At 71.3% G+C, this 25,168-nt stretch carries 25 protein-coding genes; 7 read left to right on the top strand and 18 right to left on the bottom strand.

Features of this window, described 5'->3' with window-relative positions; translation table 11 throughout:
* The first annotated feature begins 26 nt into the window (after positions 1–26).
* From deoC to BJK06_RS17600, 3 genes are all read left to right on the top strand, one after another.
* A complete protein-coding gene (gene deoC, locus BJK06_RS17610; RefSeq protein WP_070418980.1) occupies positions 27–758 on the top strand; it encodes a deoxyribose-phosphate aldolase in 732 nt (243 codons plus the stop codon).
* A gap of 128 nt (positions 759–886) precedes the next feature.
* Positions 887–1,834: an ROK family protein gene (locus tag BJK06_RS17605; RefSeq protein ID WP_070419594.1), complete on the top strand. Its 948-nt coding sequence runs from the start codon at positions 887–889 to the stop codon at positions 1,832–1,834.
* A gap of 156 nt (positions 1,835–1,990) precedes the next feature.
* Complete coding sequence (locus BJK06_RS17600; RefSeq protein WP_070418979.1) at positions 1,991–2,569, top strand: type IV toxin-antitoxin system AbiEi family antitoxin; 579 nt, start codon at positions 1,991–1,993, stop codon at positions 2,567–2,569.
* 26 nt (positions 2,570–2,595) lie between these two features.
* Here the strand turns inward: BJK06_RS17600 and BJK06_RS17595 are convergent, their stop codons facing one another.
* The 9 genes from BJK06_RS17595 to BJK06_RS17555 all read right to left on the bottom strand — a co-directional run bounded on the left by BJK06_RS17595 (position 2,596) and on the right by BJK06_RS17555 (position 11,771).
* Positions 2,596–4,956 (bottom strand): bifunctional (p)ppGpp synthetase/guanosine-3',5'-bis(diphosphate) 3'-pyrophosphohydrolase, encoded by a 2,361-nt coding sequence (locus BJK06_RS17595; RefSeq protein WP_229085942.1) that lies wholly within the window; start codon positions 4,954–4,956, stop codon positions 2,596–2,598.
* 57 nt (positions 4,957–5,013) lie between these two features.
* A complete protein-coding gene (locus tag BJK06_RS17590; protein WP_070418978.1) occupies positions 5,014–5,361 on the bottom strand; it encodes a rhodanese-like domain-containing protein in 348 nt (115 codons plus the stop codon).
* Positions 5,361–6,362, bottom strand: coding sequence for a protein translocase subunit SecF (gene secF, locus BJK06_RS17585; RefSeq protein WP_070418977.1), 1,002 nt, complete (start codon positions 6,360–6,362; stop codon positions 5,361–5,363). The genes BJK06_RS17590 and secF overlap by 1 nt, the downstream gene beginning before the upstream one ends.
* The gene (gene secD, locus BJK06_RS17580) at positions 6,362–8,113 is read right to left on the bottom strand and encodes a protein translocase subunit SecD (RefSeq protein ID WP_070418976.1); all 1,752 of its coding nucleotides are present in this window, start codon (positions 8,111–8,113) and stop codon (positions 6,362–6,364) included. Before secD ends, secF begins: the two co-directional genes overlap by 1 nt.
* A gap of 87 nt (positions 8,114–8,200) precedes the next feature.
* Entirely contained in the window at positions 8,201–8,608 is a 408-nt protein-coding gene (gene yajC / locus BJK06_RS17575; protein ID WP_070418975.1) for a preprotein translocase subunit YajC, read from the bottom strand.
* A gap of 95 nt (positions 8,609–8,703) precedes the next feature.
* Positions 8,704–9,741, bottom strand: coding sequence for a Holliday junction branch migration DNA helicase RuvB (gene ruvB / locus BJK06_RS17570; RefSeq protein ID WP_070418974.1), 1,038 nt, complete (start codon positions 9,739–9,741; stop codon positions 8,704–8,706).
* Positions 9,738–10,355: a Holliday junction branch migration protein RuvA gene (ruvA, locus tag BJK06_RS17565; RefSeq protein WP_070418973.1), complete on the bottom strand. Its 618-nt coding sequence runs from the start codon at positions 10,353–10,355 to the stop codon at positions 9,738–9,740. Before ruvA ends, ruvB begins: the two co-directional genes overlap by 4 nt.
* Positions 10,352–10,999, bottom strand: a complete 648-nt coding sequence (ruvC, locus tag BJK06_RS17560) for a crossover junction endodeoxyribonuclease RuvC (protein WP_175475696.1) — start codon at positions 10,997–10,999, stop codon at positions 10,352–10,354. Before ruvC ends, ruvA begins: the two co-directional genes overlap by 4 nt.
* A gap of 7 nt (positions 11,000–11,006) precedes the next feature.
* Positions 11,007–11,771, bottom strand: a complete 765-nt coding sequence (locus BJK06_RS17555) for a YebC/PmpR family DNA-binding transcriptional regulator (protein ID WP_070418971.1) — start codon at positions 11,769–11,771, stop codon at positions 11,007–11,009.
* A gap of 132 nt (positions 11,772–11,903) precedes the next feature.
* On the opposite strand from BJK06_RS17555, the gene BJK06_RS17550 reads away from it, so the two are divergent.
* Positions 11,904–13,184, top strand: coding sequence for an AAA family ATPase (locus tag BJK06_RS17550; protein ID WP_070418970.1), 1,281 nt, complete (start codon positions 11,904–11,906; stop codon positions 13,182–13,184).
* The gene (locus BJK06_RS17545) at positions 13,184–14,641 is read left to right on the top strand and encodes a tetratricopeptide repeat protein (protein WP_070418969.1); all 1,458 of its coding nucleotides are present in this window, start codon (positions 13,184–13,186) and stop codon (positions 14,639–14,641) included. Before BJK06_RS17550 ends, BJK06_RS17545 begins: the two co-directional genes overlap by 1 nt.
* A 27-nt stretch (positions 14,642–14,668) precedes the next feature.
* On the opposite strand, the gene pdxT is transcribed toward BJK06_RS17545, so the two are convergent.
* The 8 genes from pdxT to ybaK form a co-directional block, all read right to left on the bottom strand.
* Positions 14,669–15,265, bottom strand: a complete 597-nt coding sequence (pdxT, locus tag BJK06_RS17540) for a pyridoxal 5'-phosphate synthase glutaminase subunit PdxT (protein WP_070418968.1) — start codon at positions 15,263–15,265, stop codon at positions 14,669–14,671.
* Positions 15,259–16,179 (bottom strand): pyridoxal 5'-phosphate synthase lyase subunit PdxS, encoded by a 921-nt coding sequence (gene pdxS / locus BJK06_RS17535; RefSeq protein WP_070418967.1) that lies wholly within the window; start codon positions 16,177–16,179, stop codon positions 15,259–15,261. The genes pdxT and pdxS overlap by 7 nt, the downstream gene beginning before the upstream one ends.
* Positions 16,180–16,191: 12 nt before the next feature.
* Positions 16,192–16,875 (bottom strand): HIT domain-containing protein, encoded by a 684-nt coding sequence (locus BJK06_RS17530; protein WP_083295362.1) that lies wholly within the window; start codon positions 16,873–16,875, stop codon positions 16,192–16,194.
* Positions 16,875–18,926 carry a threonine--tRNA ligase gene (thrS, locus tag BJK06_RS17525; protein WP_374930685.1) on the bottom strand — a complete coding sequence of 684 codons (2,052 nt, stop codon included), beginning with the start codon at positions 18,924–18,926 and terminating at the stop codon, positions 16,875–16,877. Before thrS ends, BJK06_RS17530 begins: the two co-directional genes overlap by 1 nt.
* 62 nt (positions 18,927–18,988) lie before the next feature.
* Entirely contained in the window at positions 18,989–19,531 is a 543-nt protein-coding gene (locus BJK06_RS17520) for an adenine phosphoribosyltransferase (protein ID WP_070418966.1), read from the bottom strand.
* Between the two features lie 210 nt (positions 19,532–19,741).
* Positions 19,742–19,975 (bottom strand): hypothetical protein, encoded by a 234-nt coding sequence (locus BJK06_RS17515; protein ID WP_139201846.1) that lies wholly within the window; start codon positions 19,973–19,975, stop codon positions 19,742–19,744.
* Between the two features lie 585 nt (positions 19,976–20,560).
* On the bottom strand, positions 20,561–23,155 hold the full coding sequence (locus BJK06_RS17510) for an ATP-dependent Clp protease ATP-binding subunit (RefSeq protein WP_070418964.1): 2,595 nt from the start codon (positions 23,153–23,155) through the stop codon (positions 20,561–20,563).
* 95 nt (positions 23,156–23,250) lie between these two features.
* Positions 23,251–23,736, bottom strand: coding sequence for a Cys-tRNA(Pro) deacylase (gene ybaK, locus BJK06_RS17505; RefSeq protein WP_070418963.1), 486 nt, complete (start codon positions 23,734–23,736; stop codon positions 23,251–23,253).
* A gap of 67 nt (positions 23,737–23,803) precedes the next feature.
* On the opposite strand from ybaK, the gene BJK06_RS17500 reads away from it, so the two are divergent.
* Both BJK06_RS17500 and BJK06_RS17495 read left to right on the top strand, forming a co-directional pair.
* Positions 23,804–24,079: a hypothetical protein gene (locus BJK06_RS17500; RefSeq protein ID WP_070418962.1), complete on the top strand. Its 276-nt coding sequence runs from the start codon at positions 23,804–23,806 to the stop codon at positions 24,077–24,079.
* Between the two features lie 67 nt (positions 24,080–24,146).
* Complete coding sequence (locus BJK06_RS17495) at positions 24,147–24,884, top strand: membrane protein insertase YidC (RefSeq protein ID WP_070418961.1); 738 nt, start codon at positions 24,147–24,149, stop codon at positions 24,882–24,884.
* 24 nt (positions 24,885–24,908) lie between these two features.
* Here the strand turns inward: BJK06_RS17495 and BJK06_RS17490 are convergent, their stop codons facing one another.
* On the bottom strand, positions 24,909–25,112 hold the full coding sequence (locus BJK06_RS17490) for a hypothetical protein (RefSeq protein ID WP_070418960.1): 204 nt from the start codon (positions 25,110–25,112) through the stop codon (positions 24,909–24,911).
* Positions 25,113–25,168: the final 56 nt, after the last annotated feature.

Raw genomic sequence — 25,168 nt, 5'->3', positions numbered from 1 at the left:
GGCTCGGCTCCGGGTAGGCTTGCCGGGTGGACAAAGCAGCGTTCTCCGTCACCGCCGATGCCGTCCGTGGTCTCATCGACCACGCGATCCTCAAGCCCGAACTCACGCGTTCGGACGTCGACGCCCAGCTCGACGAGGCCGCCGCGTACCGCGTGTTCAGCGTGTGCGTCCGCCCGAGCGACGTCGCGCACGCCGTCGAGCGCCTGACCGGCACCGGTGTCGGCGTCGGCACCGTCATCGGCTTCCCGCACGGCACCACGTCCACCGGGGCCAAGGTCGCCGAGTCGCTGCAGGCCCTCGCCGACGGTGCGTTCGAGCTCGACATGGTGCAGAACATCGGCGCCGCGAAGTCCGGCGACTGGGAGCGCGTCGAGGCCGACGTCCGCGCCGTGGTCGACGCCGCGGGCAGCACCGTCGTCAAGGTCATCCTCGAGACCGCCTTCCTCACCGACGACGAGATCGTCGCCGCGTCGCGTGCCGCACGGTCCGCCGGTGCCGCGTTCGTGAAGACCTCCACCGGGTTCGCCGGCGGCGGCGCCACCGCGGAGCACATCGCCCTCATGCGCGCCACGGTCGGCCCCGACACCGGCGTGAAGGCCTCCGGCGGCGTCCGCGGGCTCGACACGCTGCTCGAGATGGTCGAGGCCGGTGCGGACCGCATCGGCACGAGCGCCTCGGCACGCATCCTCGACGAGGTCGCGCACCGCGCCGAGACCGGCACCGCGTCGGCCGTCGGCGACGACACCACTTCCTACTGACGGTCCGGGGCGTGAGCCCCCGCGACCTCCAGCACCACCCGACCCACCACCAGGGGCCGGCGCCCACCGGACGCGACGACGCGTACGGGACCGGCACCGCGCCTCCAGACCGCCGCATCGGAGCGCGCATGTCCACGACCCAGTCCACCCCCCTCGCCCTCGCCGTCGACCTCGGCGGTACCAAGGTCGAGGCGGCCCTCGTCACCGACGCCGGCGTCGTCCTCCCCGCCACGCGGTTCCGCAGCCCGACCGGCCCCGGCCGGACGTCCGACGAGCTGCAGGCCGCGGTCGACGAGGTCGTGACGGCCGCCCTCGCCGCGCTGCCGACGGACGCCACGCTCGTCGGTGTCGGCATCGGCTCGGCCGGTCCGGTCGACGAGGAGCACGGACTCGTCTCCCCGCTCAACATGCCGGTCTGGCGCGGGTACCCGCTCCGGGACCGCGTCGCCGCGCACGTCCCCGCCGGCGTCCCGGTCACGCTCCGCATGGACGGCCTGGCGATCACGCTCGCCGAGCACTGGGTCGGCGCGGCGCAGGGCTCCGACCACGTGATGGGCATGATCGTGTCCACCGGCGTCGGCGGCGGCCTGATCCTGCACGGCCGGACGGTCAGCGGCCCGACGGGCAACGCCGGGCACATCGGCCACGTCGAGTGCGGCGGCTTCGACGACCACTGCGCGTGCGGCGGCACCGGCTGCCTCGAGGCGATCGCCAGCGGCCCGAAGACCGTCGCGTGGGCGCAGCGGCAGGGGTTCACGGGCAGCACCGGCGAGGAGCTCTCGGCGGCCTACGCGGCGGGCGACGAGATCGCCGTCGCGGCCGTCAAGCGCAGCGGTCGCGCCCTCGGGCAGGCCATCGCGGCGGCCACGAGCCTCGTCGACCTCGAGGTCGTGGCCATCGGCGGCGGGTTCTCGCACGTCACGCCCGACCTCTTCGAGTACGCGCGCGAGGCGGTGGCGGAGCGCGTCGAGTTCGGCTTCGTGACCAAGGTGCGGATCGTCCCGACGGGGCTGTCGCAGGACGGTCCCCTCATCGGCGCCGCGGCGCTCGTGCACCGGGCCGACGTGCTCCGCTGACGACGTCGGCGCTCGACGGCACGTGCTGACGGACGGGAGGCGCGGTGCGGGGCCGACCCGCGCCTCCTGGCCCACAGGTGGTCGCGTCGCGGGCGCACGTCCGTCGCTCTCCACAGGGCGCGTCGACGCGCCGTGCGCGTCGGGCAGGATGTCCGGGTGTCCCGAACCCGGCTGCTGACCAGCGACGACTGGCCCGAGGCCGAGCTGCGCGCAGCGGTCCTCGCCGGCGAGCTCGTGGCCGTCGGGGCGTGCTGGGCCTCCCCCGCCGAACCGCAGACCCCGGCGCTCCGGGCGGCAGCCGCGGCGTGGGCGCTCCGTGACGCGCGCCTCATCGCGAGCACCCGGACGGCCGCGTGGGTCTGGGGTGCCGTCTCGCGTGCACCGGCCCCGCTCGAGGCCTGTGTCCCGCTCCGGGTCCGCGTGCACGTCGACGGCGCGCTGCGCGTCCGCGAGGTCGTGATCACGGACGAGGACGTCGTCGTGCTCGGTGGCCTCCGCGTCACCACACCGCTGCGCACGGTCGTGGACCTGCTGCGCAGCCCCGGGGACCGGCCCGGTGGGTTCGACCCGTCGGACGCCGCGGCCGTGGCCGGACTCCTGGCGATCGGTGCGGTGTCGGTCGCCGCGGTCGCCGGGTCCCTCGCGACGCTCGGGACGATCCCGATGGCCCGGCAGGCGGAGCGGCGGTTGCGGGACGTGCTCGACGCGGCCGGGGAGCCGGTCAGCCCGCGCTGACCCGGTCTGGTCGACCGGGTCTCGGGTCAGCCCGCGCTGACCCGGTAGACGTCGTAGACCGCGTCGATCCGTCGCACGGCGTTGAGCACACGGTCGAGGTGGGTCGTGTCGCCCATCTCGAACACGAAGCGGCTCAGCGCGAGCCGGTCGGACGACGTCGAGACCGTCGCGGACAGGATGTTCACGTGGTGGTCCGTCAGCACCCGGGTCACGTCGCTGAGGAGCCCCGACCGATCGAGCGCCTCGATCTGGATCTGCACGAGGAACACCGACTTCGAGGACGGCGCCCACTCCACCTCGATCATCCGGTCGGGCTCGTTCATGAGCGACTTGACGTTCGTGCACGAGGCCTGGTGCACCGAGACACCCTGGCCGCGGGTGATGAACCCGACGATCTGGTCGCCCGGGACCGGCGTGCAGCACTTCGCGAGCTTGACGAGGATGTCCGGCGCGCCACGCACGAGGACGCCGCTGTCGCTGTTGCGCAGCTGCCGGCTCGTGACCTGGCGGGGGAAGCTGAGCTCCGGCTCTTCCGTCTCGGTCTCGGTCTGGACGTTCCCGAGGACCTTCTCGATCACCGACTGCGTGGAGACGTGCCCCTCGCCGACGGCCGCGTACAGCGCGGAGATGTCGTCGTAGCGCATCGACGACGCGACCTCGGAGATCGAGTCCTGGCTCATGATGCGCTGGAGCGGCAGGTTCTGCTTCCGCATCGCCCGCGCGATCGCGTCGCGGCCCTGCTCGATCGCCTCTTCGCGGCGTTCCTTGGTGAACCACTGCTTGATCTTGTTCCGGGCGCGTGGGCTCCGGACGAAGGTCAGCCAGTCCTGGCTGGGGCCGGAGTCGGGGTTCTTCGAGGTGAAGATCTCGACGACGTCGCCGCTCGACAGGGCGCTCTCGAGGGGCACGAGCCGCCCGTTGACCTTGGCGCCCATCGTGCGGTGGCCGATCTCGGTGTGCACGGCGTACGCGAAGTCGACGGGGGTCGCACCGGACGGCAGCCCGATGACCTTGCCCTGGGGCGTGAAGACGTAGGTCTCCTTCGCACCGATCTCGTACCGGAGCGAGTCGAGGAACTCACCCGGGTCGCTCGTCTCGGCCTGCCAGTCGGTGATGTGCGCCAGCCACGCCATGTCCTGGTCGGTGGCCGACGAGGAGTCGACGTCACGGCCGGCCGCGCGCTGCTTGTACTTCCAGTGGGCGGCGACACCGAACTCGGCCCGCTGGTGCATCTCGTGGGTGCGGATCTGGATCTCGACCGCACGGCCCTGCGGCCCCAGGACGGTGGTGTGCAGCGACTGGTACAGGTTGAACTTCGGCGTCGCGATGTAGTCCTTGAACCGACCCGGCAGCGGCGTCCACCGCGCGTGCACGGAACCGAGCATCGCGTAGCAGTCGCGCACGGTCGGGACGAGGACGCGGATGCCGACCAGGTCGTAGATCTCGTCGAACTCGCGCCCGCGGACGATCATCTTTTGGTAGATCGAGTAGTACTGCTTCGGGCGGCCCATGACCTCGCCGCGGACCTTGGCGGCCTTGAGGTCCTTCTTGAGCGTGCCGATGACGTTCTGGACGAACTGCTCGCGCTTCGGCTGGCGTTCCTTCACCAGGCTGTCGATCTCGACGTACAGCTTGGGGTGGAGCACCGCGAACGAGAGGTCCTCGAGCTCCAGCTTGATCATCTGGATGCCGAGCCGGTGCGCGAGCGGCGCGTAGATCTCGAGGGTCTCCTTCGCCTTGCGCGTGGCGGAGGTCGACTCGACGAAGCCCCACGTGCGGGCGTTGTGCAGCCGGTCGGCGAGCTTGATGACCAAGACGCGGATGTCCTTCGACATCGCGATGACCATCTTGCGGACGGTCTCGGCCTGGGCGCTGTCGCCGTACTTGACCTTGTCGAGCTTCGTGACGCCGTCGACGAGCATGGCGATCTCGTCGCCGAAGTCCTCGCGCAGCTGGTCGAGCTGGTAGTCGGTGTCCTCGACGGTGTCGTGCAGGAGCGCCGCGGCGATGGTGATCGGCCCGATCCCGAGGTCGGCGAGGATCTGCGCCACCGCGACCGGGTGCGTGATGTACGGCTCGCCCGACTTGCGCTTCTGCCCGTCGTGCGCGCGTTCCGCGACCGAGTAGGCGCGCTCGATGAGCGTCACGTCGGCCTTGGGGTGGTGCGACCGGACGGTGCGGATCAGGGTGTCGACCGCACCGGCGGGCTGGGCGCGCGAGAACAGCCGCGGCAGCAGCGACCGGAGCGAACCGAGGTTGCCGGTCGTGTTCGGCCCGAGCGGACTCGTCGGCCGGGGTGCGGAGCCGGGGCGGCTCGCGGAGCCGGTGTCCTGCCCTGCCCGCGGCGCAGAGGCGTCCTGCGGCGTGGACTCACGCGTGTCCGTCATGCTGCGCCTCCCGGGATGCCCGTCCGAGCTCGATCCGACAAGACTACGCGTGTCCGGTCAGTGCTCGTGACGCGGTTCGCCCTGGGCGTCGCGCACCACGGGGGCGCCCGACTGCTCCCACGCGACCATGCCGCCGACGAGGTTCACCGCGGGGACCCCGGACTGCTCGAGTGCCGCCACGACCCGCGCGGAGCGTCCGCCGGAGTGGCAGACGATGATCGCGGGCTCGTCGCCGCCGTCGATCTCCTTCCACCGGGCGACCAACTCGGACATCGGCACGAGGGTCGCCTCGGGAGCGTGGACCTCGTCCCACTCCCCCTGCTCGCGCACGTCGAACAGGCGCGCGCCGGCGTCGATCCGCCGACGGGCCTCGGCCACGTCGACGTCGACGATCTCCGCCGGCATCAGACGCCCGCCGTCGCGTCGACCTCGCGCTGACGCTTGGCGGCAGCGGCCTGCTTCTTGGCGTCGGCCTGCTTGATCTTCGGCTCGTTCTCTCGCAGGTGCGCGTACATCGGCGACGCGATGAAGATCGTCGAGTAGGTGCCGACGATGATGCCGATGAACAGCGCGAGCGAGATGTCGCGGAGCGTTCCGGCGCCGAGGATGTACGACCCGATGAAGAGGATCGCGCCGACCGGCAGCAGTGCGACGACCGAGGTGTTGATCGACCGCACGAGCGTCTGGTTGACCGCGAGGTTCACCGACTGGACGAAGGTGCGGTGGGACTCCTGGCTCGTGTTCTCGCGGACCTTGTCGAACACCACGACGGTGTCGTACAGCGAGTAGCCGAGGATGGTCAGGAAGCCGATCACCGCCGCGGGCGTGACCTCGAGCCCGACGATGCCGTACACGCCCGCCGTGATCAGGAGGTCGTGGAGGAGCGCCACCATGGCGGACACCGACATCTTCCACGTGCGGAAGTACAGCGCCATGAACACCGCCGCGAGGGCGAGGAAGATCACGAGGCCGCGGATCGCCTGGTTGAGCACGTCGGCACCCCAGGTCGCACCGATGAAGGTCGCGGCGACCTGGCTGTCCGGGACGTCGTAGGCCTTCGCCAGGGCGTCCTGGACCTCGGAGGTCTCACGGTCGGTGAGCTGGCCGGTCTGCACGCGGATGCCGTGCGTACCGAGCTGCGAGACACGCGGGACGCCGTCGGGGACGATCGACTCGACGGTCTCGGTGGCGAGGTTCTGGTCGAGCGTCTTCACGTCGGAGAGCGTGAACTCGGACCCGCCGGTGAACTCGATGCCGAGCTGGTACCCGCCACGCAGCCACGGGACCGCGAGCGAGACCACGATCGCGATGATCGCGATGACGTACCAGGTCTTGCGGCGGCCGACGATGTCGTACGAGCGCTTCCCCGTGTAGAGGTCGCTGCCGAACTGGCTGAAGCTGGCCATCAGTCGTCCTTCCCGTCCGGCGTCGTGCCGTTCTCGCCGGAGGCCTGCGCGGCCTTCCGCTCTGCGATCGTCTGTCGACGCTGCGCCTCACCGGCGCTGCGCTGACGCCTGCCGTCGACGACCGGCGCGCGGAACTGCGCGCGACCGCGGTAGACGGCGCCGAGGGCCGCGGGATCGAGCCCGCTGAACCGGTGTCCCTCGCCGAAGAAGCGGCTGCGGGCGATGAGCTGCATCATCGGGTGCGTGAACATGACGACCACGACGACGTCGATCAGGGTGGTGAGGAGCAGCGTGAACGCGAAGCCCTTCACGTCGCTCACCGCGAGGATGTAGAGCACCACGGCGGCGAGGAAGTTGATCGAGTCGGACGCCAGGATCGTGCGCAGTGCACGCTTCCACCCGGACTCGACGGCACTCTCGAGGCCCCGGCCGTCACGGAGTTCGTCCCTGATGCGCTCGAAGTACACGATGAACGAGTCCGCCGTGATGCCGATCGCGACGATCAGACCCGCCACTCCCGCCAACGACAGGCGGTAGTCGACGCGCCAGGACATGATCGCGATCACGAGGTACGTCAACGCCGCGGCCACACCGAGCGAGAGGACCGTGACGAACGCGAGCGCCCGGTACTGGATGACCGAGTAAATGATGACCAGGATCAGACCGATCAGACCCGCCACGAGGCCACCGACGAGCTGCGCGGTACCGAGCGTCGCGGAGATGTTCTCGTTCGACTGGACCTGGAAGTTGATCGGCAGCGCGCCGTACTTCAACTGGTCGGCGAGGGTCTTCGCGGAGTCGGCCGTGAACGAGCCGGTGATCTGCGCCTTGCCGTTCGTGATGGCCGCGTTCGACGCCGGGGCCGTGATGACGGAGCCGTCGAGGACGATCGCGAACTGGTTCTGCGGCGGCTGCAGCTTCACGAGCCGGCTGGTGACGTCGCGGAAGTCGTCCGAGCTCTTGCCCTTGAACGTCAGGTTGACGGCCCACTGGCCGGTCGACGTGCCCTGCGAGTCGGTCGCGAGGCCGGAGGTGGCGTTGCTGATGCCCGAGCCGGACACCTCGACCGGGCCGAGGATGTACTTCGCGGCACCGTCCTGGTCACAGGTGACGAGGGGCTCGTCGTCCGGCGCCGTCGTGACGTCGTCCGGAGCGTTGCAGTTGTAGTTCGTGTACAGGTCCTGCAGCGCCGGCGTGACCCAGTTCAGGTCGCTGCCGTTGGTCGGCTTGGCGCTCGGCGTCGCGGCGAGCGATGCCGGCGGGGAGTACGGCGCCGCGGAGGCCGACGAGGATCCGCTGCCGCCCACCGCGGTGTTGGTCGCCGCCTCGGTGTAGAGGACCGGGCGGAACGTGAGCTTCGCCGCCGCCTCGATGCGGTCGATCGTCGCCTTGTCCGGCTTGCCCGGGATGGAGACGACGATGTTGTTCGTCCCCTGGGTGTTGATCTGCGATTCCGAGACACCGGTCGCGTTGATGCGCTGCCGGATGATGTTCACGGCCTGGTTGAGCTGCTGGCTCGTCACCGAGCCGCCCTCGGTGTTCTGCGCCGCGAGCGTCAGCTGCGTGCCGCCCTGGAGGTCGAGGGCGAGTTCCGGGACCCAGCTGGCCCCTTCGAACCACTTGCCGCTGTCGTCCTTGGTGTTCCCGGCGAGGACCGACGCGGCGGTGTTCAACCCCGCGAGGACCGCCATGAGGATCACCAACCAGGTCAGCGAGCGGATCGCCTTCTTGACGGGTGTCGATCGTGCCACCGGTCGTCTCGTCTTTCTGTCAGGACCGACGGCGGTTGACCGGCGGCAGGTGTCGCCGCCGGGTCGGTGGACCCGGCGGCCGAGGAGTCAGTCTTCGGTCTTGCGCTTCGCAGCGTCGGTGTCGGCGTCCGTGGACTCGACACGCTCGCCGTAGATCGGCTCCCCGTTGAGCTCGGCGACGGGCTTCGGCGCTGCCGGCTCGTCCTCGGGCGTGGCCGTGGTGGTGATGTCCGACGCGGTGTCGTCGACGACACGCGACAGGGTCTGGCGGTGGACGGTGACGACCGTTCCCGGTGCGATCTCGACGTCGGCCGTGACCTTCTCGTCGTCGACCGACAGGAGCGTGCCGTACAGACCGAAGGACAGCATGACCTTCGCGCCCGGCACCATCTTGGTGGCGAGCTCGCCCTGCTGCTTCTTGCGCTTCCGGCTGTTGTAGAACATGAAGGCCGCGAACGCCACGACGATGACGATGAGGATGACTTCTTGACCCATGATGCGTTGCCTTCTCTGGTTGCTCGGTTTCGGGCCGTAGCAGTCTAGGGCACACGTCTGTGCGTGGCATGTCACCGAGACCGCGGACGGGGACGTCAGTCGGCGTCGTCGTCGAACAGCCCGGGCTGTGCGAGGCCGGCCTGCCCGGGTGTCATGTCGAAGTGCCGCCAGGCCTGCGGGGTGGCGATCCGCCCGCGGGGGCTGCGGGTGACGAGGCCGACCCGGACGAGGAACGGTTCGACGACCGACTCGATGGTCTCGGACTCTTCCCCGACGGACACCGCGAGGGTGTTCAGGCCGACGGGACCGCCGTCGAAGCGCGTCAGCATCGTCTCGACCACGGCGCGGTCGAGGCGGTCGAGTCCGAGTTCGTCGACGTCGTAGAGGTCGAGGGCGCCCTGCACGGCGGCCATGCCGTCGGTGGTGCGGTGCACGAGGGCGTAGTCGCGGACACGTCGGAGCAGGCGGTTCGCGATGCGTGGTGTGCCCCGGGAGCGCCCGGCGATCTCGCGCAGCGCGGACCGGTCGATGTCGAGTTCGAGCAGGTGTGCCGCCCGGATGAGGACCTGCTCGAGCTCGTCCTTCTCGTAGAACTCGAGGTGGGCGGTGAACCCGAAGCGGTCGCGCAGCGGGTTCGGCAGGAGGCCGGCACGCGTGGTGGCGCCGACGAGGGTGAACGGCGCGAGGTCGAGCGGGATGCTCGTGGCGCCGGCCCCTTTGCCGACCATCACGTCGATGCGGAAGTCCTCCATCGCGAGGTAGAGCATCTCCTCTGCCGAGCGGGCCATCCGGTGGATCTCGTCGATGAACAGGACCTCGCCGGGGACGAGGGACGACAGCACTGCGGCGAGGTCACCGGCGTGCTGGATCGCCGGGCCGCTCGACATCCGCAGGGGCCGACCGGACTCGTGCGCGACGATCATCGCGAGGGTCGTCTTGCCGAGTCCGGGAGGGCCGGCCATCAGGATGTGGTCGGGCGTCCGGTCCTGCAGTGCCGCCGCCTTGAGGAGCAGGTCGAGCTGCCCCCGGACCTTCCGCTGCCCGACGAACTCGTCGAGGGACTTCGGGCGGAGGGCCCCCTCGAACGCGAGTTCCTCTTGTGACTCGGCGCCCGCGGCGGTGATCCCGCTCACCGGCCGGCACCGGCGGGGCGGAGCGCACCCAGGGCGGCGCGGAGCAGTGCCTGGGTGCCCATCGAGGCGACGCCCGGCTCGGACGCGATGGTCTCGTCGACCGCGCGCTGCGCGGCGTCCTCGCGCCAGCCGAGGCCGACGAGGGCGGCGACGACGTCGGTCGCGGCCGGGTGCGCGGTGCCGCCGCGGGCCGCCACGACGGGCACCTGCTCGAACGCGGCGAGCTTGCCGGAGAGGGCGACGATGATGAGCTTGGCGGTCTTCGGGCCGATGCCGGAGACCTTGCGGAAGGCGCCGTCGTCGTCGTGTGCGACGGCGTTCGCGACCTGGGCCGGGTCCATGTGGGCGAGGACGCCCATCGCCGACTTCGGGCCGACGCCGGACACGCTGCGGAGGAGGTCGAACACCTGGAGCGCGTCGGTGGACTCGAAGCCGAAGAGGAGGTGCTCGTCCTCGCGCACGATCATCGCGGTCCGCACGAAGACCTCGGACCCGTGGCGCATCGTCAGGGCGTGTGCCGGGGTCACCGTGACCGCGTAGCCCACTCCCCCGACCTCGATCACCACGCCGGAGCCGGCGATGTCGATGCAGGTGCCCCGGAGACTCGCGATCATGCCCCGAGCCTACGGCCGGCCACCGACGATGCCGACGAGCCACGCTGCGAGCGACCGGCGGCCGCGGCCGCGGCGCGTGCCAGCGGCGAGTCGACCGTGCCGCCCTGTGCGTCCCGCCACGCACGCTGTGCCGGGGTGAGGTTCGTGGCACGCGTGCCGACCGTGTCGGGTGACCCGAGCCTCCAGGCGTGGCACACCGCCAGGGCGAGCGCGTCCGCGGCGTCGGCGGGCTTGGGGGCCTCGTCGAGGCCGAGCACGCGCGCGATCATCGTCTGCACCTGGCGCTTGTCCGCGTTGCCGTACCCGGTCACGGCAGCCTTCACCTCGGACGGGGTGTGCAGCCCGACCGGCAGCCCCCGTGCCGCCGCGGCGTGCAGGGCGAGGCCGGCGGCCTGCGCCGTGCCCATGACCGTCCGGACGTTCGCCTGCGCGAACACCCGCTCGACCGCGACGGCGTCGGGACGGTGCTCGTCGATCTCGGCGGCGATGCCGTCGGCGATGCGGAGCAGCCGCTGCTCGAGCGCCATGTCCGCCGGGGTGCGCACGACCGTCACGTGGACGAGCCGGGCGCGGCGGTTCGATGCGACCTCGACGATGCCGACGCCGCACCGCGTGAGCCCGGGGTCGACCCCGAGCACGCGCAGCATCGGGCTAGTCCTCGTCCTCGTCGAGCTCGGCCTGGACGTCCGCGGGGATGTCGAAGTTCGAGTAGACGTTCTGCACGTCGTCGCTGTCCTCGAGCGCGTCGATCAGGCGGAACACCTTGCGCGCCGTGTCGGCGTCGACCGGCACCTTGAGGCCGGGGACGAACTCGGCATCGGCGGAGTCGTAGTCGATCCCGGCGTCCTGCAGCGCGGTGCGGGCCGCGACGAGGTCGGTCGCCTCGGTGATGACCTCGAAGCCGCCGCCCTGGTCGATGACGTCCTCGACGCCGGCGTCCAGCACCGCCGTCATGACGGTGTCCTCGTCGAGGCCGTCGGTCTTGGTGACGGAGATGACGCCCTTGCGGGAGAAGTTGTAGGCGACGCTGCCCGGGTCGGCCATGGTCCCGCCGTTCCGCGACATCGCGGTGCGGACCTCGGCAGCGGCACGGTTCTTGTTGTCCGTGAGGCACTCGATGAGCATCGCGACGCCGTTCGGGCCGTAGCCCTCGTACATGATCGTCGTGTACTCGATCGTCTCACCGGTCAGGCCGGCACCGCGCTTGATGGCGCGGTCGATGTTGTCGTTGGGGACCGAGGTCTTCTTGGCCTTCTGCACGGCGTCGACGAGGGTCGGGTTGCCGGAGAGGTCGGCGCCGCCCATCTTGGCGGCGACCTCGATGTTCTTGATGAGCTTCGCGAACGACTTGGCACGTCGCTGGTCGATGACGGCCTTCTTGTGCTTGGTCGTTGCCCACTTGGAATGCCCGGACACGGTGCTCCTTGCGTCTTGCGGAAAGTCCCGTCCAGCTTAGCGGCCTGGAGGCACGGTGCGGCCCCGCCTCGCGGGCGGGCCCGTCGACGCACGTACGATGGGCGCAGCACCGGGACGACCCAGGGGGAACGCATGACCGATCCGCTGTCCGCACTCGAGGCCGCCGTCCAGGCGCTCCCCGACGACCGGACCCTCCGGGTCCGCTACGCCGAGCTGCTCGCCGACGCCGGCCGGCACGGCGAGGCGATCGAGCAGGCGAGCGTCGTGCTGCGCGAGGCACCGGAGGACGATGCGGCGACGGCGGTCGTCCGGCGCGCGGCCCTCGCGGCAGCGGAGCCGCCAGGATCGACGCCAGCCGCGGTTCCGGCAGGGGCGCCGCCGGCACCGAGCGACCGGCACGAGGACATCGACTGGTCCGAGCTCGAAGCGTCGATCGCGAACCCGACCGAGCCGCCGTTCGTCGAGCGGGTCGTGGCCGAGCACGACGAGGAGCTCGTGGCCGAGGCTGCCGAGACCGCCGAGGACGCCGACCCGGTGGCGGAACTCCGCCGCGAGACCGTCCGACTCGCCGACGTCGGCGGGCTCGAGGTCGTGAAGCGGCGGATCGACGAGTCGTTCCTGCAGCCGATGGCGCACCCCGAGATCGCTGCCGCGTTCGGCAAGAAGCTCCGCGGCGGCTTGCTGCTGTACGGTCCGCCCGGCTGCGGCAAGACGTTCCTCGCCCGCGCGATCGCCGGTGAGCTCGGGGCGCACTTCATCTCCGTCACGCTCAGCGACGTGCTCGACCGGTTCATCGGCGAGAGCGAGAAGAACATCCACCGGGTGTTCCGCACGGCCCGCGAGCACGCGCCGGCCGTGCTGTTCTTCGACGAGATGGACGCGATCGGCGCGAAGCGGAGCGGGAACACGTTCTCGTCGTTCCGGAACGTCGTCAACCAGATCCTCGTCGAGATGGACGGGGTCGACTCGCAGAACGACGGGGTCTACGTCCTCGCGGCCACGAACCACCCGTGGGAGGTCGACGCCGCGCTGAAGCGACCGGGACGCTTCGACCGGATGGTCCTCGTGCGCCCACCGGACGACGACGCCCGCGAGGCGATCCTCCGTGTCCACCTCCGCCGACGGCCGATCGAGGGCATCGACCTCGGCGACCTCGTCCGTCGCACGAAGGGCTTCTCCGGCGCCGACCTGGAGCACCTCGTGACCACCGCGGCGGAGAAGGCGATGACGGAGTCGATCCGGACCGGGTCGGTGCGGCCGATGCGGATGGACGACATGCGCGCCGCCCTCAAGGAGGTCAAGCCGTCGATCGGCCCCTGGGTGCAGACCGCCCGCAACGTCGCGGAGTACTCCAACGGCAGCGGTGAGTACGACGACATGGTCGAGTGGCTCCGCGAGGAGAAGCAGCTCTGATGCCCGACGCGGTCGACGTCGTGGTCGAGCGCGCCGACGCGCTCCTGGGCTTCAAGCGCCCGGACGAGGCGCGGGCCGTGCTCACCGCCGCCGTCGCGAGCACACCGGACGACCCCCGGCTGTGGGCGACGCTCGCACGGGCGGAACGTGCGCGCCACGACCACGCCGCCAGTCGCACCGCCGCCGAGCGCGCCCTCGCGCTCGACCCCGACAACGCCACCGCACTGTCCGCCCGGGTGAACGCGATGCTCGACGCGAACGAGCGCCAGGCGGCGAAGGCCGCGGCCGAGGAACTGCGCGAGCGCCGGCCGGACTGGGCGACCGCGCACCTGCTGTGGGCGTTCGCACACACACGCTGGTCGCACGCGAAGCGGTCCGCAGCGGAGGAAGCCGCGTGGCCGACGGCGGACGTCGCCCGGTCCGCGGCAGCCCTCGACCGCGCGCTCGAGCTCGCACCCCACGACGCCCGGCTGTTCGCCGACGCGGCGCAGTGCTACCGCGCCCTCTCGTGGACCGACGCGGCCCTCGCGCCACGGGCACGCGAGGCCATGGACCGAGCACTCGAGCTCGACCCGAACGACGAGTGGGTGATGCTCGCGGCCGGGTCGGTCCTGCAGCTGTCCGAGCGGGTCGCGCAGTCCGCTCGGGTCCTCGCGCAGCACCCGACGTCGTGGGAGGCCCGCCGGCGTGTGGACGATGGGCTCTGGAGCCTCGTGTCCGTGCCGGTCGGCGTCGTCGCCTGGTCCCTCGTCGTGACGGTGCTCGGCGCCCACATCGCTGCCGGGGGCGGTGCGAACGTCGTCACGAAGACGCTCGGGTGGACCCTGACCGGCATCGCGGCGCTCTGGGTCTGCTTCGTGGAGGTGCACTCGTTCGCGAAGTTCCCGCGCGGACTGCTCCTCCGGACGATGCGGCGGGTCCCGCTCGTGCCCGTCGTGCTCGGCGTCGCGGCACTCACCTGGATCGCCGGCGCCGCCGGAGCGGTGCTCCTGCTCGCCGGCATCGTCCCACCCGCCGGCGACGGGTACACGACCATCGTCACCGTGCTCGCCGTCGCGCTGCTGCTGCAGTCCGCTGCGCAGGACGTCACCACGATCGTGCAACGCCGTCGTCAGGTGCGGTCCGGGCTGTGGGACGGGCTCGTCGCCGACCGCGGACGGCGTCGCAAGGAGGAGAACGACCGCGGTGGTGCGTACATCGCCGGCTTCGCCGCGCTCGTGACCTGGGGCATCGTCGCGCTGGCGGCACCGACCACGGGGACGTGGGCCGTGGCCGCCGTCCCGCTGCTCCTCGCCACACGAGTGTTCGTGCTGCAGAGCGCGGCGGAGATCCTGCGTGCCGTGGGCCGGCCGCGGCGCGCTCGGCTCGTCGTGTACGCCGTGATCACCCTCGGGTTCGGCGTGTTCGCCGTCCGGGCCGTCGTGGTGCAGGTGCTGGTCGCCGCCGGAGTGGCCTGACCCCGTCGAGCGACCGGCTGGTCGGCGTCAGGCGGCGCGGACGAGGTCGAGGAAGCGCCGGTGGAAGCGGTCCTCGCCGGCGACCTCGGGGTGGAACGCGCTCGCGATGACGGCGCCCTGCTGGACCGCGACGACCTGCCCGTCGGGGAGCGCGCCGAGGACGTCGACCCCGGGGCCGTGCTGCTCCACCACGGGCGCGCGGATGAACACCGCGTGCACCGGGGCCTCACCGAGGGCCGGCATCGGGATGTCGATCTCGAACGAGTCGTTCTGGCTGCCGAAGGCGTTGCGGCGCACCGTCGTGTCGAGCACGTCGAGCGTCTGCTGCCCGGGGATGCCGGCGGCGATGCGCGAGGAGAGCATGATCATGCCCGCGCAGGTGCCGTAGGTCGGTAGCCCGCCGCGGATCGCCTCGGACAGCGGCTCGGCAACGCCGAAGGCACGCGCGAGCTTGTCCATGACGCTCGACTCCCCGCCCGGGATGACGACGCCGTCGAGGGCGCCGATCTCCTCCGGGCGACGGAGCGGCACCACGTCGGCACCGAGTTCCGTCAGCGACGCGATGTGCTCACGGAAGTCGCCCTGCAGCGCGAGGACCCCGATGCGGGGCCGGGCGCTCACCAGCCGCGCTCGGCGAGACGGTGCGGTGCGGGGACGTCGGCGACGTTGATGCCGACCATCGCCTCGCCCAGACCGCGGGAGACCTCGGCGATGACCTTGGGGTCGTCGTGGAAGGTCGTTGCCTTGACGATCGCGGCGGCACGCTTGGCCGGGTCGCCGGACTTGAAGATGCCGGAGCCGACGAACACGCCGTCCGCGCCGAGCTGCATCATCATCGCGGCGTCGGCCGGGGTCGCGACGCCACCGGCGGTGAAGAGCACCACGGGGAGCTTGCCGGTCTGCGCGACCTCCTTCACGATGTCGAACGGGGCCTGCAGGTCCTTCGCGGCGACGTAGAGCTCGTCTTCCTTGAGGTGGCGCAGCGCCGCGATCTCCTTGTTGATCGTGCGGATGTGCTTGGTGGCCTCGGACACGTCACCCGTGCCGGCCTCACCCTTGGAGCGGATCATGGCCGCGCCCTCGGTGATGCGACGGAGCGCCTCGCCCAGGTTGGTCGCACCGCAGACGAAGGGGGTGGTGAAGTTCCACTTGTCGATGTGGTTGACGTAGTCGGCCGGCGACAGCACCTCGGACTCGTCGATGTAGTCGACGCCGAGCTCCTGCAGCACCTGCGCCTCGACGAAGTGGCCGATGCGGGCCTTCGCCATGACGGGGATCGACACGCTCGCGATGATCTCCTCGATCATCGAGGGGTCGGACATGCGGGCGACGCCACCCTGCGCGCGGATGTCGGCGGGGACGCGCTCGAGGGCCATGACGGCAGTCGCGCCGGCCTCTTCCGCGATGCGGGCCTGCTCGGCATCGACGACGTCCATGATCACGCCGCCCTTGAGCATCTCGGCGAGGCCGCGCTTGACGCGGTCCGAGCCGGTGATCGAGGTGCCGGGGGTGCTCGTGGTGCTGCTGCTGTCGCTCATGATGCCGACAGTCTAGTGCTCCGACGGCCACCCTTCGGCGACGAGTCGGCGGGTCTCGCCGAGCAGCTGGGACATCGACTTCGTCCGCGCGATGATCGGGAAGAAGTTCGCGTCCGACTGCCACCGCGGCACGATGTGCTGGTGCAGGTGGCCGGCCACACCGGCACCGGCGACCTCGCCCTGGTTCATCCCGATGTTGAAGCCGTCGCAGTGCGACACAGCACGCAGGACGCGCATCGCCGTCTGGGTGAGCTCGCCGATCTCGCGGAGTTCGTCCGGCGTCGCCTCGTCGTAGAGCGGGACGTGGCGGTACGGGCAGACGAGCAGGTGCCCGTTGTTGTAGGGGAACAGGTTGAGCAGGACGTACGCGTGCTCGCCCCGCGCGACGATGAGGCCGTCCTCGTCAGACTTGTGCGGGGCCTCGCAGAACGGGCAGTCGTCGTCGTGGCCGCGGCCCCTGCCCTCGCGCCCGGCGTCGATGTACGCCATCCGGTGCGGGTTCCAGAGGCGCTGGAACGCATCGGGCACCGCGGCGCCGGTCGAGGCGTCGCGGATCACGAGCGGGTCGTCCGCCCCGCCGGAGCCAGCCGCGCCGGCCGGACCCGACGGGTCGGCAGCGGGAACGGCGGTGGGGCCGGCCGCGTCGTCGACGCGACCGGTCCCACCGACGGGATCCGTGCCTCCTGGAGGGGTCATCAGACCTGCGCGCGCTCGCGGATCGCGGTGAGGATGCGCTCGACCGCCTCGTCCACGGGCACACCGTTGTCCTGTCGACCGTCACGGAAGCGGAACGAGACCGCGCCGGCGTCACGGTCGTCGCCGCCCGCGATGAGCTGGAACGGCACCTTCTGCTTCGTGTGCGTGCGGATCTTCTTCTGCATGCGGTCGTCCGAGTGGTCGACCTCGGCACGGACGCCGTGCGAGCGCAGCTTCGCGACGACCTCGTCGAGGTAGTCGCCGTACTCCGCCGCGACCGGGATCGCGACGACCTGGACCGGGGCGAGCCAGGCCGGGAACGCGCCGGCGTAGTGCTCGGTGAGGACGCCGAAGAACCGCTCGATCGAGCCGAACAGCGCGCGGTGGATCATGACGGGGCGCTGCCGCGTGCCGTCCGCCGCCGCGTACTCGAGGCCGAAGCGCTCGGGCAGGTTGAAGTCGAGCTGGACGGTCGACATCTGCCAGGTGCGGCCGATGGCGTCACGGGCCTGCACGGAGATCTTCGGGCCGTAGAAGGCGGCACCGGCGGGGTCCGGCACGAGTTCGAGTCCGGTCTCCTCCGCCACCTCGCGCAGGGTGTTCGTCGCGACGTCCCACACGTCGTCGTCGCCGACGTACTTCTCGGGGTCCTTCGTGGAGAGCTCGAGGTAGAAGTCGTCGAGGCCGTAGTCGCGGAGCAGCGACAGCACGAACTGGAGGGTCGTGGTGAGCTCCTCCTTCATCTTCTCCTGCGTGGTGAAGATGTGCGCGTCGTCCTGGGTCAGGCCGCGCACGCGGGTGAGGCCGTGGATGACGCCGGACTTCTCGTTGCGGTAGACCGTGCCGAACTCGAACATCCGCAGGGGCAGGTCGCGGTAGGACCGGGCCTGCGAGCGGTACGCCAGGATGTGCATCGGGCAGTTCATCGGCTTGAGGTAGTAGTCGGCGCCCTGGCGGGTGATGTTGCCGTCTTCGTCGCGCGCCTCGTCCATGTGCATGGCCGGGAACATGCCGTCCTTGTACCAGCCGAGGTGCCCGGAGGTCTCGAACAGGTCGCCCTTGGTGATGTGGGGCGTGTAGACGAACGAGTAGCCCTCTTGCTCGTGCCGACGGCGCGAGTAGTCCTCCATCTCGCGGCGGATGATGCCGCCCTTCGGGTGGAAGATCGCCAGGCCGGACCCGATCTCGTCGGGGAAGGAGAACAGGTCGAGCTCGGCGCCGAGCTTGCGGTGGTCGCGCTTCGCAGCCTCTTCCAGCCGGAGCAGGTAGGCCTTGAGCTGGTCCTTGTCGGGCCACGCGGTGCCGTACACGCGCTGGAGCTGCGGGTTCTTCTCCGAGCCGCGCCAGTACGCCGCGGCGACGCGCATGAGCTTCGACGCGTTGCCGATGATGCGGGTGTGCGGCAGGTGCGGGCCGCGGCAGAGGTCCTGCCAGACGACCTCGCCCGTCTTCGGGTCGACGTTCTCGTAGACCGTCAGCTCGCCGGCTCCGACCTCGACGCTCTCGCCCGAGTCGCCGGCGTCCGCAGCACCCTTGAGGCCGATGAGCTCCTGCTTGTAGGGCTCCCCCGCCATGCGCTCGCGGGCTTCCTCGTCGGTGACGACGACGCGGCGGAAGCGCTGGGCCTGCCGGATGATCCGGTCCATGTTCTTCTCGATCGCCTTGAGGTCTTCGGGGGTGAAGGGCGAGGCGACGTCGAAGTCGTAGTAGTAGCCGTCGGTGACGGGCGGGCCGATGCCGAGCTTGGCGTCGGGGTTGATCTGCTGCACCGCCTGTGCGAGCACGTGCGCGGCCGAGTGGCGCAGGATGTCGAGGCCGTCCTGCTCGTCGAGGGTGACCGGCTCGACGAGGTCACCGGCGTCGACCGAGGCCGCGAGGTCCTTGAGCACACCCGCGACACGGATCGCCACGACGCCGCGGACGCCGTCGAACAGCTCGGTGCCCGTCGTGGTCGTCGTCGCGGTGCGGGGCTCGGGTGCCTGGGGCACGGCTGCGGGCTCGGCGTTGTCCGGCGACGCGCCTTCCGGCGCTGCGGCGACTGACTCGGTCACGATGATGGGACTCCTCGGTTGGATGGTGGATCAAGACTAGTGCGCGGGGCGCCCGCCGAGGCTCACGCGGGGACGGCGCCGAGGGTCTGCACGGGCAGGCGCGGTTCGAGGCGCTCACGACCCGACAGACCGTCGAGTTCGAGCAGCGCGGCGAAGCCGATCGCCTCGTAGCCGGCGCGCTCGAGCAGGGTCACGGTCGCGGCCGCGGTGCCCCCGGTCGCGAGGACGTCGTCGACCACGAGCACGCGCGTGCCCGCGGGCAGCTGCCCGGGGCGGAGCTCGAGCTCGGCCTCGCCGTACTCGAGCGCGTACTGCTCGCTGAGGACCTCGCCGGGGAGCTTGCCCGCCTTCCGGACGGTGAGGACGCCGACCTGGTGCTGCGCGGCGATCCCGCCGGCCAGCGCGAAGCCGCGGGCCTCGATGCCGGCGACGGCGGCGAAGCCCTCGCCGATCGCGAAGGGTGCTGCGAGTGCCTCGCACACGCGGCCGAACGCGACGGCGTCGGAGAACACCGGCGTGACGTCGCGGAACAGGATCCCTGGCGACGGGAAGTCCGGGACGATGGCGGTGAGGCGTTCGACGAGTGCAGCTGCGGTTTCGGTCACCCGACAACGGTACGGGAGGCGCGGGGTGCGCCCGACCCGCCCCGCACCGTGCGAGGTGGGGCGCGCGGGGCGCGGGGGCGCGGTTCGCATGACAGTGTGCGAGGTCCCGCGCTCGGTGCGGGGCCAGGGGCCGGGCACGGAGGGCGGAACCTCGCACACTGCGGCAGACGCGGGGCGGCGCGCGCGGCGCGCCGCGCCGCGCCGCGCGGCTCAGCGCCAGCGGTTGAGCATGCCGACCTGCGTGAGCCACGCGACCTCGCGGGCGGCGCGCTCCTGTTCGAGGCGCCGGCGGGTCTCGAGGTCGACCGACGGACGCACGTGGTGCGTCCGACGACTCCAGATGATCAGGGACATCCCGATGCGGAGTGCGATGCGGTCGGAGAGCGAGACCCGACGGCGCACCGCACGGGTATCGGGGGGACGGTTGACGGTCTTCGTTGACAAGGTGGTGCCTTTCAGGCGTGACGACGACTGCCAGGGCATGGCAGTACTACCCGGAACGCGGGCAAGGGAGATGAATGCGCGAGAATGCATTCCGCGCCCCGTCGAAGAATGCACGACGGGTGCGGTCAGGAATTGCTGCCGATGGAAGGAGCGTCGCACCGGCCACCGACATTCACGACCGGTGTCGGGCACGCGCCGAGTGCGTCACCGCGAGGGCGACGGGCGAGTGCGACCGAGGGTCGGAACGGCACCGGACGGCGAGGAGGACCTCAGCGCGGACGGGCCGGTCGGAGATGCGACTGGTGTGGGACGCCCCGTGTCAGCGGACCCGGATCGGGGTGCCGCCGGACGTACGGATTCCACGGAACGGAGTCGTTTCGGTGAACATCATGGTCAGGCCCCCTCTCGGTCTCGTGCTGACGCGGTGATTGCTGCTCGTGAACACTATCCACACCGGTATTCCCCGCGCAACCCTTTTCTCGAGATTCGTCCGGAATTGCATTCCCGAACAGTTCGGGGACGCCGGACACGCAGAACGCCCCGGTCCCACGAGGGGTACCGGGGCGTTCGATGCGGACGAGGTGCCTAGACCGCGGCGGGGACCGTGACCGTGGCGTCGAGCGCGCCGTCGACCACGTCGACCCGGACGGTGTCGCCCTCGGACACGGCCTCGTCGACCACGAGGCTCGCGATGCGGTCGTCGACCTCGCGCTGGATCAGCCGACGGAGCGGGCGGGCGCCGTACTCCGGCTCGTAGCCGTGCTCGGCGAGCCACCCGACCGCGGCGTCCGTCACCGTCAGGGTCATCCCCTGGGCGACGAGGCGGAGCGCGGTGTCCTCGAGCAGGAGCGAGACGATCGACTCGATCTGCGAGCGGTCCAGCTTGCGGAACAGCACGATCTCGTCGATGCGGTTGATGAACTCCGGCCGCATCGCCTCACGGAGCTTGCCCATGACCCGGGCGCGCAGGTCGTCCCCGGCGAACCCGTCCCCGGAGCCGACCGGCGCGAAGCCGAGTGCACCGGAGCGCGACGCGAGGAACTCCGAGCCGATGTTCGACGTCATGATCACGACGGTGTTCCGGAAGTCCACCGTGCGGCCCTGGCCGTCCGTCAGCCGACCGTCGTCGAGCACCTGCAACAGCAGGTTGAACACGTCCGGGTGCGCCTTCTCGACCTCGTCGAGCAGGACGACCGAGTACGGGTTCCGACGGACACGCTCGGTCAGCTGCCCGGCCTCGTCGTAGCCGACGTAGCCGGGAGGGGCGCCGACCAACCGCGACACGGTGTGCCGCTCGCCGAACTCGCTCATGTCGAAGCGCAGCATCGCCGACTCGTCGCCGAACAGCGACCCGGCCAACGCCTTCGCGAGCTCGGTCTTGCCGACACCGGTCGGACCGAGGAACAGGAAGCTGCCCACCGGACGACGGGGGTCGCCCATGCCGGTCCGGCTGCGCCGCACCGCGGTCGCGATCGCCCGCACGGCGTCGTCCTGGCCGACGACGCGCTCGTGGAGTTCGTCCTCGAGCGCGGCGAGCCGGGAGCGGTCGCCCTGCGTCAGGCGGGTCGCCGGGATCCCGGTGGCACGCGACACGACGGCCGCGATGTCCTCCTCCGTGATCGAGGTGCCCACGGATTCCGGACCGGAGGCGCGACCTGCGTCGGCCGATCCGGCGGCGGTGACCCGCGCCTCCAGTCCGTCGATCTCGTCGCGCAGGCGCGACGCTTCCTCGTAGTGCTCCTCGGCGACGGCCGCGTCCTTCGACGCGGTGAGCGTCGCGACCTGTGCGCGGAGCGCCTCGACGTCGACGTCGCCCGACAGGGCCAGGCGACGACGTGCGCCGGCCTGGTCGATGAGGTCGATGGCCTTGTCCGGCAGGTGCCGGTCGGTGACGTAGCGGTGCGAGAGCTCGACCGAGGCGCGCAGGGCGTCCGGCGTGTAGGTGACGCTGTGGTGCTCCTCGTAGCGCGGGGCGAGTCCGGTGAGGATCGCGACGGCGTCCTCGACGCTCGGCTCCCCCACCGTGACCGGCTGGAAGCGACGCTCGAGTGCGGCGTCCTTCTCGATCCGGCGGTACTCGTTCAGCGTGGTCGCGCCGACCATGTGCAGGTCGCCACGGGCCAGCCGGGGCTTGAGGATGTTGCCGGCGTCCATCGAACCGCCCTCGCCGCCACCACCGGCGCCGACGACGGTGTGGAGCTCGTCCACGAAGACGATGAGATCGTCGGCGTGCGCCGCGATCTCGTCCATCGCCTTCGTGAGGCGCTCCTCGAAGTCGCCGCGGTAGCGCGTGCCGGAGAGCATGCCGGCGAGGTCGAGGGCGACCACGCGCTTGCCCTGGAGCAGCACGGGCACGTCGCCGTCGGCGATGCGCTGGGCGAGTCCCTCGACGATGGCGGTCTTGCCGACGCCGGGCTCGCCGATGAGGACGGGGTTGTTCTTGGTGCGACGGAGCAGGATCTCGACGGTCTGCTCGATCTCCTCGGCGCGGCCGATCACCGGGTCGATGCGGCCGTCGCGGGCCCGCTTGGTGAGGTCGGTGCCGAACTGGTCGAGCGTCGGGGTGTCGCTCTCGGTGTCGTTGGTCTGGTCGGTGCTCGTGGGCATCGTGCGCCCCTCCCTGGCGGCCGCCGCGGCCTGCGCGGCGTAGTCCTGCATGACCTGCGGGGTGACGCCGGCACTGGCGAGCAGCTGCCCGGTGACGGTGTCCTGGTCCATGACGAGCGCGAAGAAGACGTGCTCGGGATCGGTGTAGGTGCTGCCGAACCCGCGGGCGGCCTGGGTGGCCTCGAGCAGGATCCGCTGTGCGGTCCCGGTCAGGGCCGGGCGACCGTCGGGCTGCTGGCGGGGTTCGCCCGCAATCGGCAGGCGCTGCTCGACCTCGTCCGCGAACTGCTCGGGGTCGACCCCGGCGTGCCGGAGCACCGCGGTGAACGGGTCGGTGCGGACGAGCACGTGCAGGACGTGCAGGGCGTCGATCTCGTGCTGCCCCTGCTCGGCCGCGAACTCCGCGGTGCGCTGGAGCAGCTCGTGGGTGCGACGGCTGAGCAGTCGCGTGATGTCGACCGGGCGTCCCAGCGGTACGGATCGCTGGGCGCCGGAGTCCTGTGCCGCGAGCAGGCGGGCGAGGAACTCGTCGAACGAGTCGTTGCCGCCGGTCGGGCCGAACGTTGCTGGCAAAGGGACCTCCTGGGAACTTGAGTGCCTTCGACTCAATGCAACGCAGGAGGAACCGGGTCATTCCCGGTCGTGGAAGAAACTTGCGGCGACCCGGCTCAGGTCCGCGCGATCGGTGCTGCGGTCGCCTCGGTGATGCGCACCAGGTCTGCCGGGGACACCTCGATGTCGAAGCCGCGACGCCCGCCAGACACGAAGATGCTCGCGTAGGACAGCGCCGACTCGTCCACCACGGTCGGCAGCTTCGTCTTCTGCCCGACCGGGCTGATCCCGCCCACCACGTAGCCCGTGCGCTTCTCGGCGAGGGCCGGGTCCGCGAGCGTCGCCTTCTTCCCGCCGACGGCAGCCGCGATCGCCTTGAGGTCGAGCCGGTTCGCCACCGGGACGATCGCCACGGCCAGGGCACCGTCGACCGACACCACGAGGGTCTTGAACACCTGCTCCTCGCGGAGCCCGAGGGCGGCCGCGGCCTCCTCGCCGAAGTTCGTGGCGGTCTCGTGGTGCTCGTACACGTGCGGCGTGTACGCGACCCCTGCCCGCTCGAGGGCGGCGGTCGCTGGGGTGCTCGGCGAACCTGCGGTCATGGGCACGATCCTGCCGTGACCAGCCACTTCCCCCACGACGGCGCGCGGGCGTTACCCTGAACGGACCATGACCGTCGTCGAACTCCTGCTGCGCGCCACCGCCGCGCTGGTGCTCGGCGACCCGTCGGTCAGTGCCGTCCCGCTCCTCGCGGTGGCCGCGCTCGGGCTCACGGCCGTGGCGGTCGCGGTGCTGGTCGCCGGCGTCCTCGCGATCGTCCTCGGCCTGGTGCCGGTCCGGTCGCTGTCGTCCCGCGCCCCGGCCGACCTCGTGACGCGGATCGCGTGGAGCCACCCCGACGCCGACGGGCACGCCCGACCCCGGGCACCGGGAGCCGTCGCCTGATGCCCTGACCACCGACCGGTGGACGGGCCGTACACGCGACCCCTCCCACCGAACCGATCGGAACGTCATGGACCTCACCACCCTGCCCCTCGTCGGGCCGCTGCTGCACGGCGGCGCCGACCTCCTCGCCGCCGCCACCGCGGCGCTCTCCCCCGTCGCCGGAGGGCTCGCCGCCGCCGTCGCCGTCGTGCTGCTCACCCTCGTGGTCCGGGCCGTGCTCGTCCCGCTCGCCGTGCTGCAGGTCCGCGCGGAACGGGACCGCCGACGCCTCGCCCCGCAGATCGCCGCGCTCCGGAGGCGCCACGCGAAGGACGCCGAACGGCTGCAGCGTGCGATGCAGGAGCTCTACACGAACGAGAAGGTCTCGCCGCTCGCCGGGTGCCTGCCGGTCCTCGCCCAGGCACCGGTGCTGTCGCTCGTGTACACGCTGTTCACGCACGCCTCGATCGACGGCACGGTGAACACCCTGCTGACGGCCACGCTCGCGGGCGTCCCGCTCGGGCACTCGCTCGTGGTCGTCGTGACCTCGCCGCTCTGGTGGCACGCGTGGGTCGTGGTGCTCCTGCTCACCGTGCTCGCCCTCGTGGTCGAGCTCACCCGGCGGGCGAACCTGCGGTGGAACCCGGCCGCGGTGCCGGACGCCGCGGTGCCGGGAGCGGGTGCGACGGCGGCGATCGGCCGGTGGGCGCCCTTCGTCACGGTGGTGTTCGCCGCGATCGCACCCCTGGCCGCCGCACTCTACGTCGTCACGAGTGCCGCGTGGACGCTCGGGGAACGTGCGGTGCTGCGACGCGTGCTCGCCTGACGTCGCGGTCGGGCGGCGGGCGTGTCAGCCGCCCTGGCCCTCCTGCTGCGGGCCCTGGTCGACGGGGTCGTACTCGGTGCCGCGTCCCTGCTCCTCGTCCGGCAGGGGGACGTGCCGCTCGGTGCCCGTCCCGCCCGGGCTCGTCGCGACGTAGTCGGCCTCGCCGGACTGCGCGTCGTGGCTCAGGGGCTCGAGGGTCTCGGGGTCGGGATCGTGCTTGTCGCTCATGATCCCCGTCTACGCCCCGCGAACTGGGTGCGCGCCCGCACGGCGCCGGTGGGACG

The sequence above is a fragment of the Curtobacterium sp. BH-2-1-1 genome, assembly GCF_001806325.1.
Taxonomy (GTDB): Bacteria; Actinomycetota; Actinomycetes; order Actinomycetales; family Microbacteriaceae; genus Curtobacterium.
The sequence above is the reverse complement of the archived record's forward strand: the minus strand, read 5'-3'. Positions and strand labels throughout refer to the sequence as shown.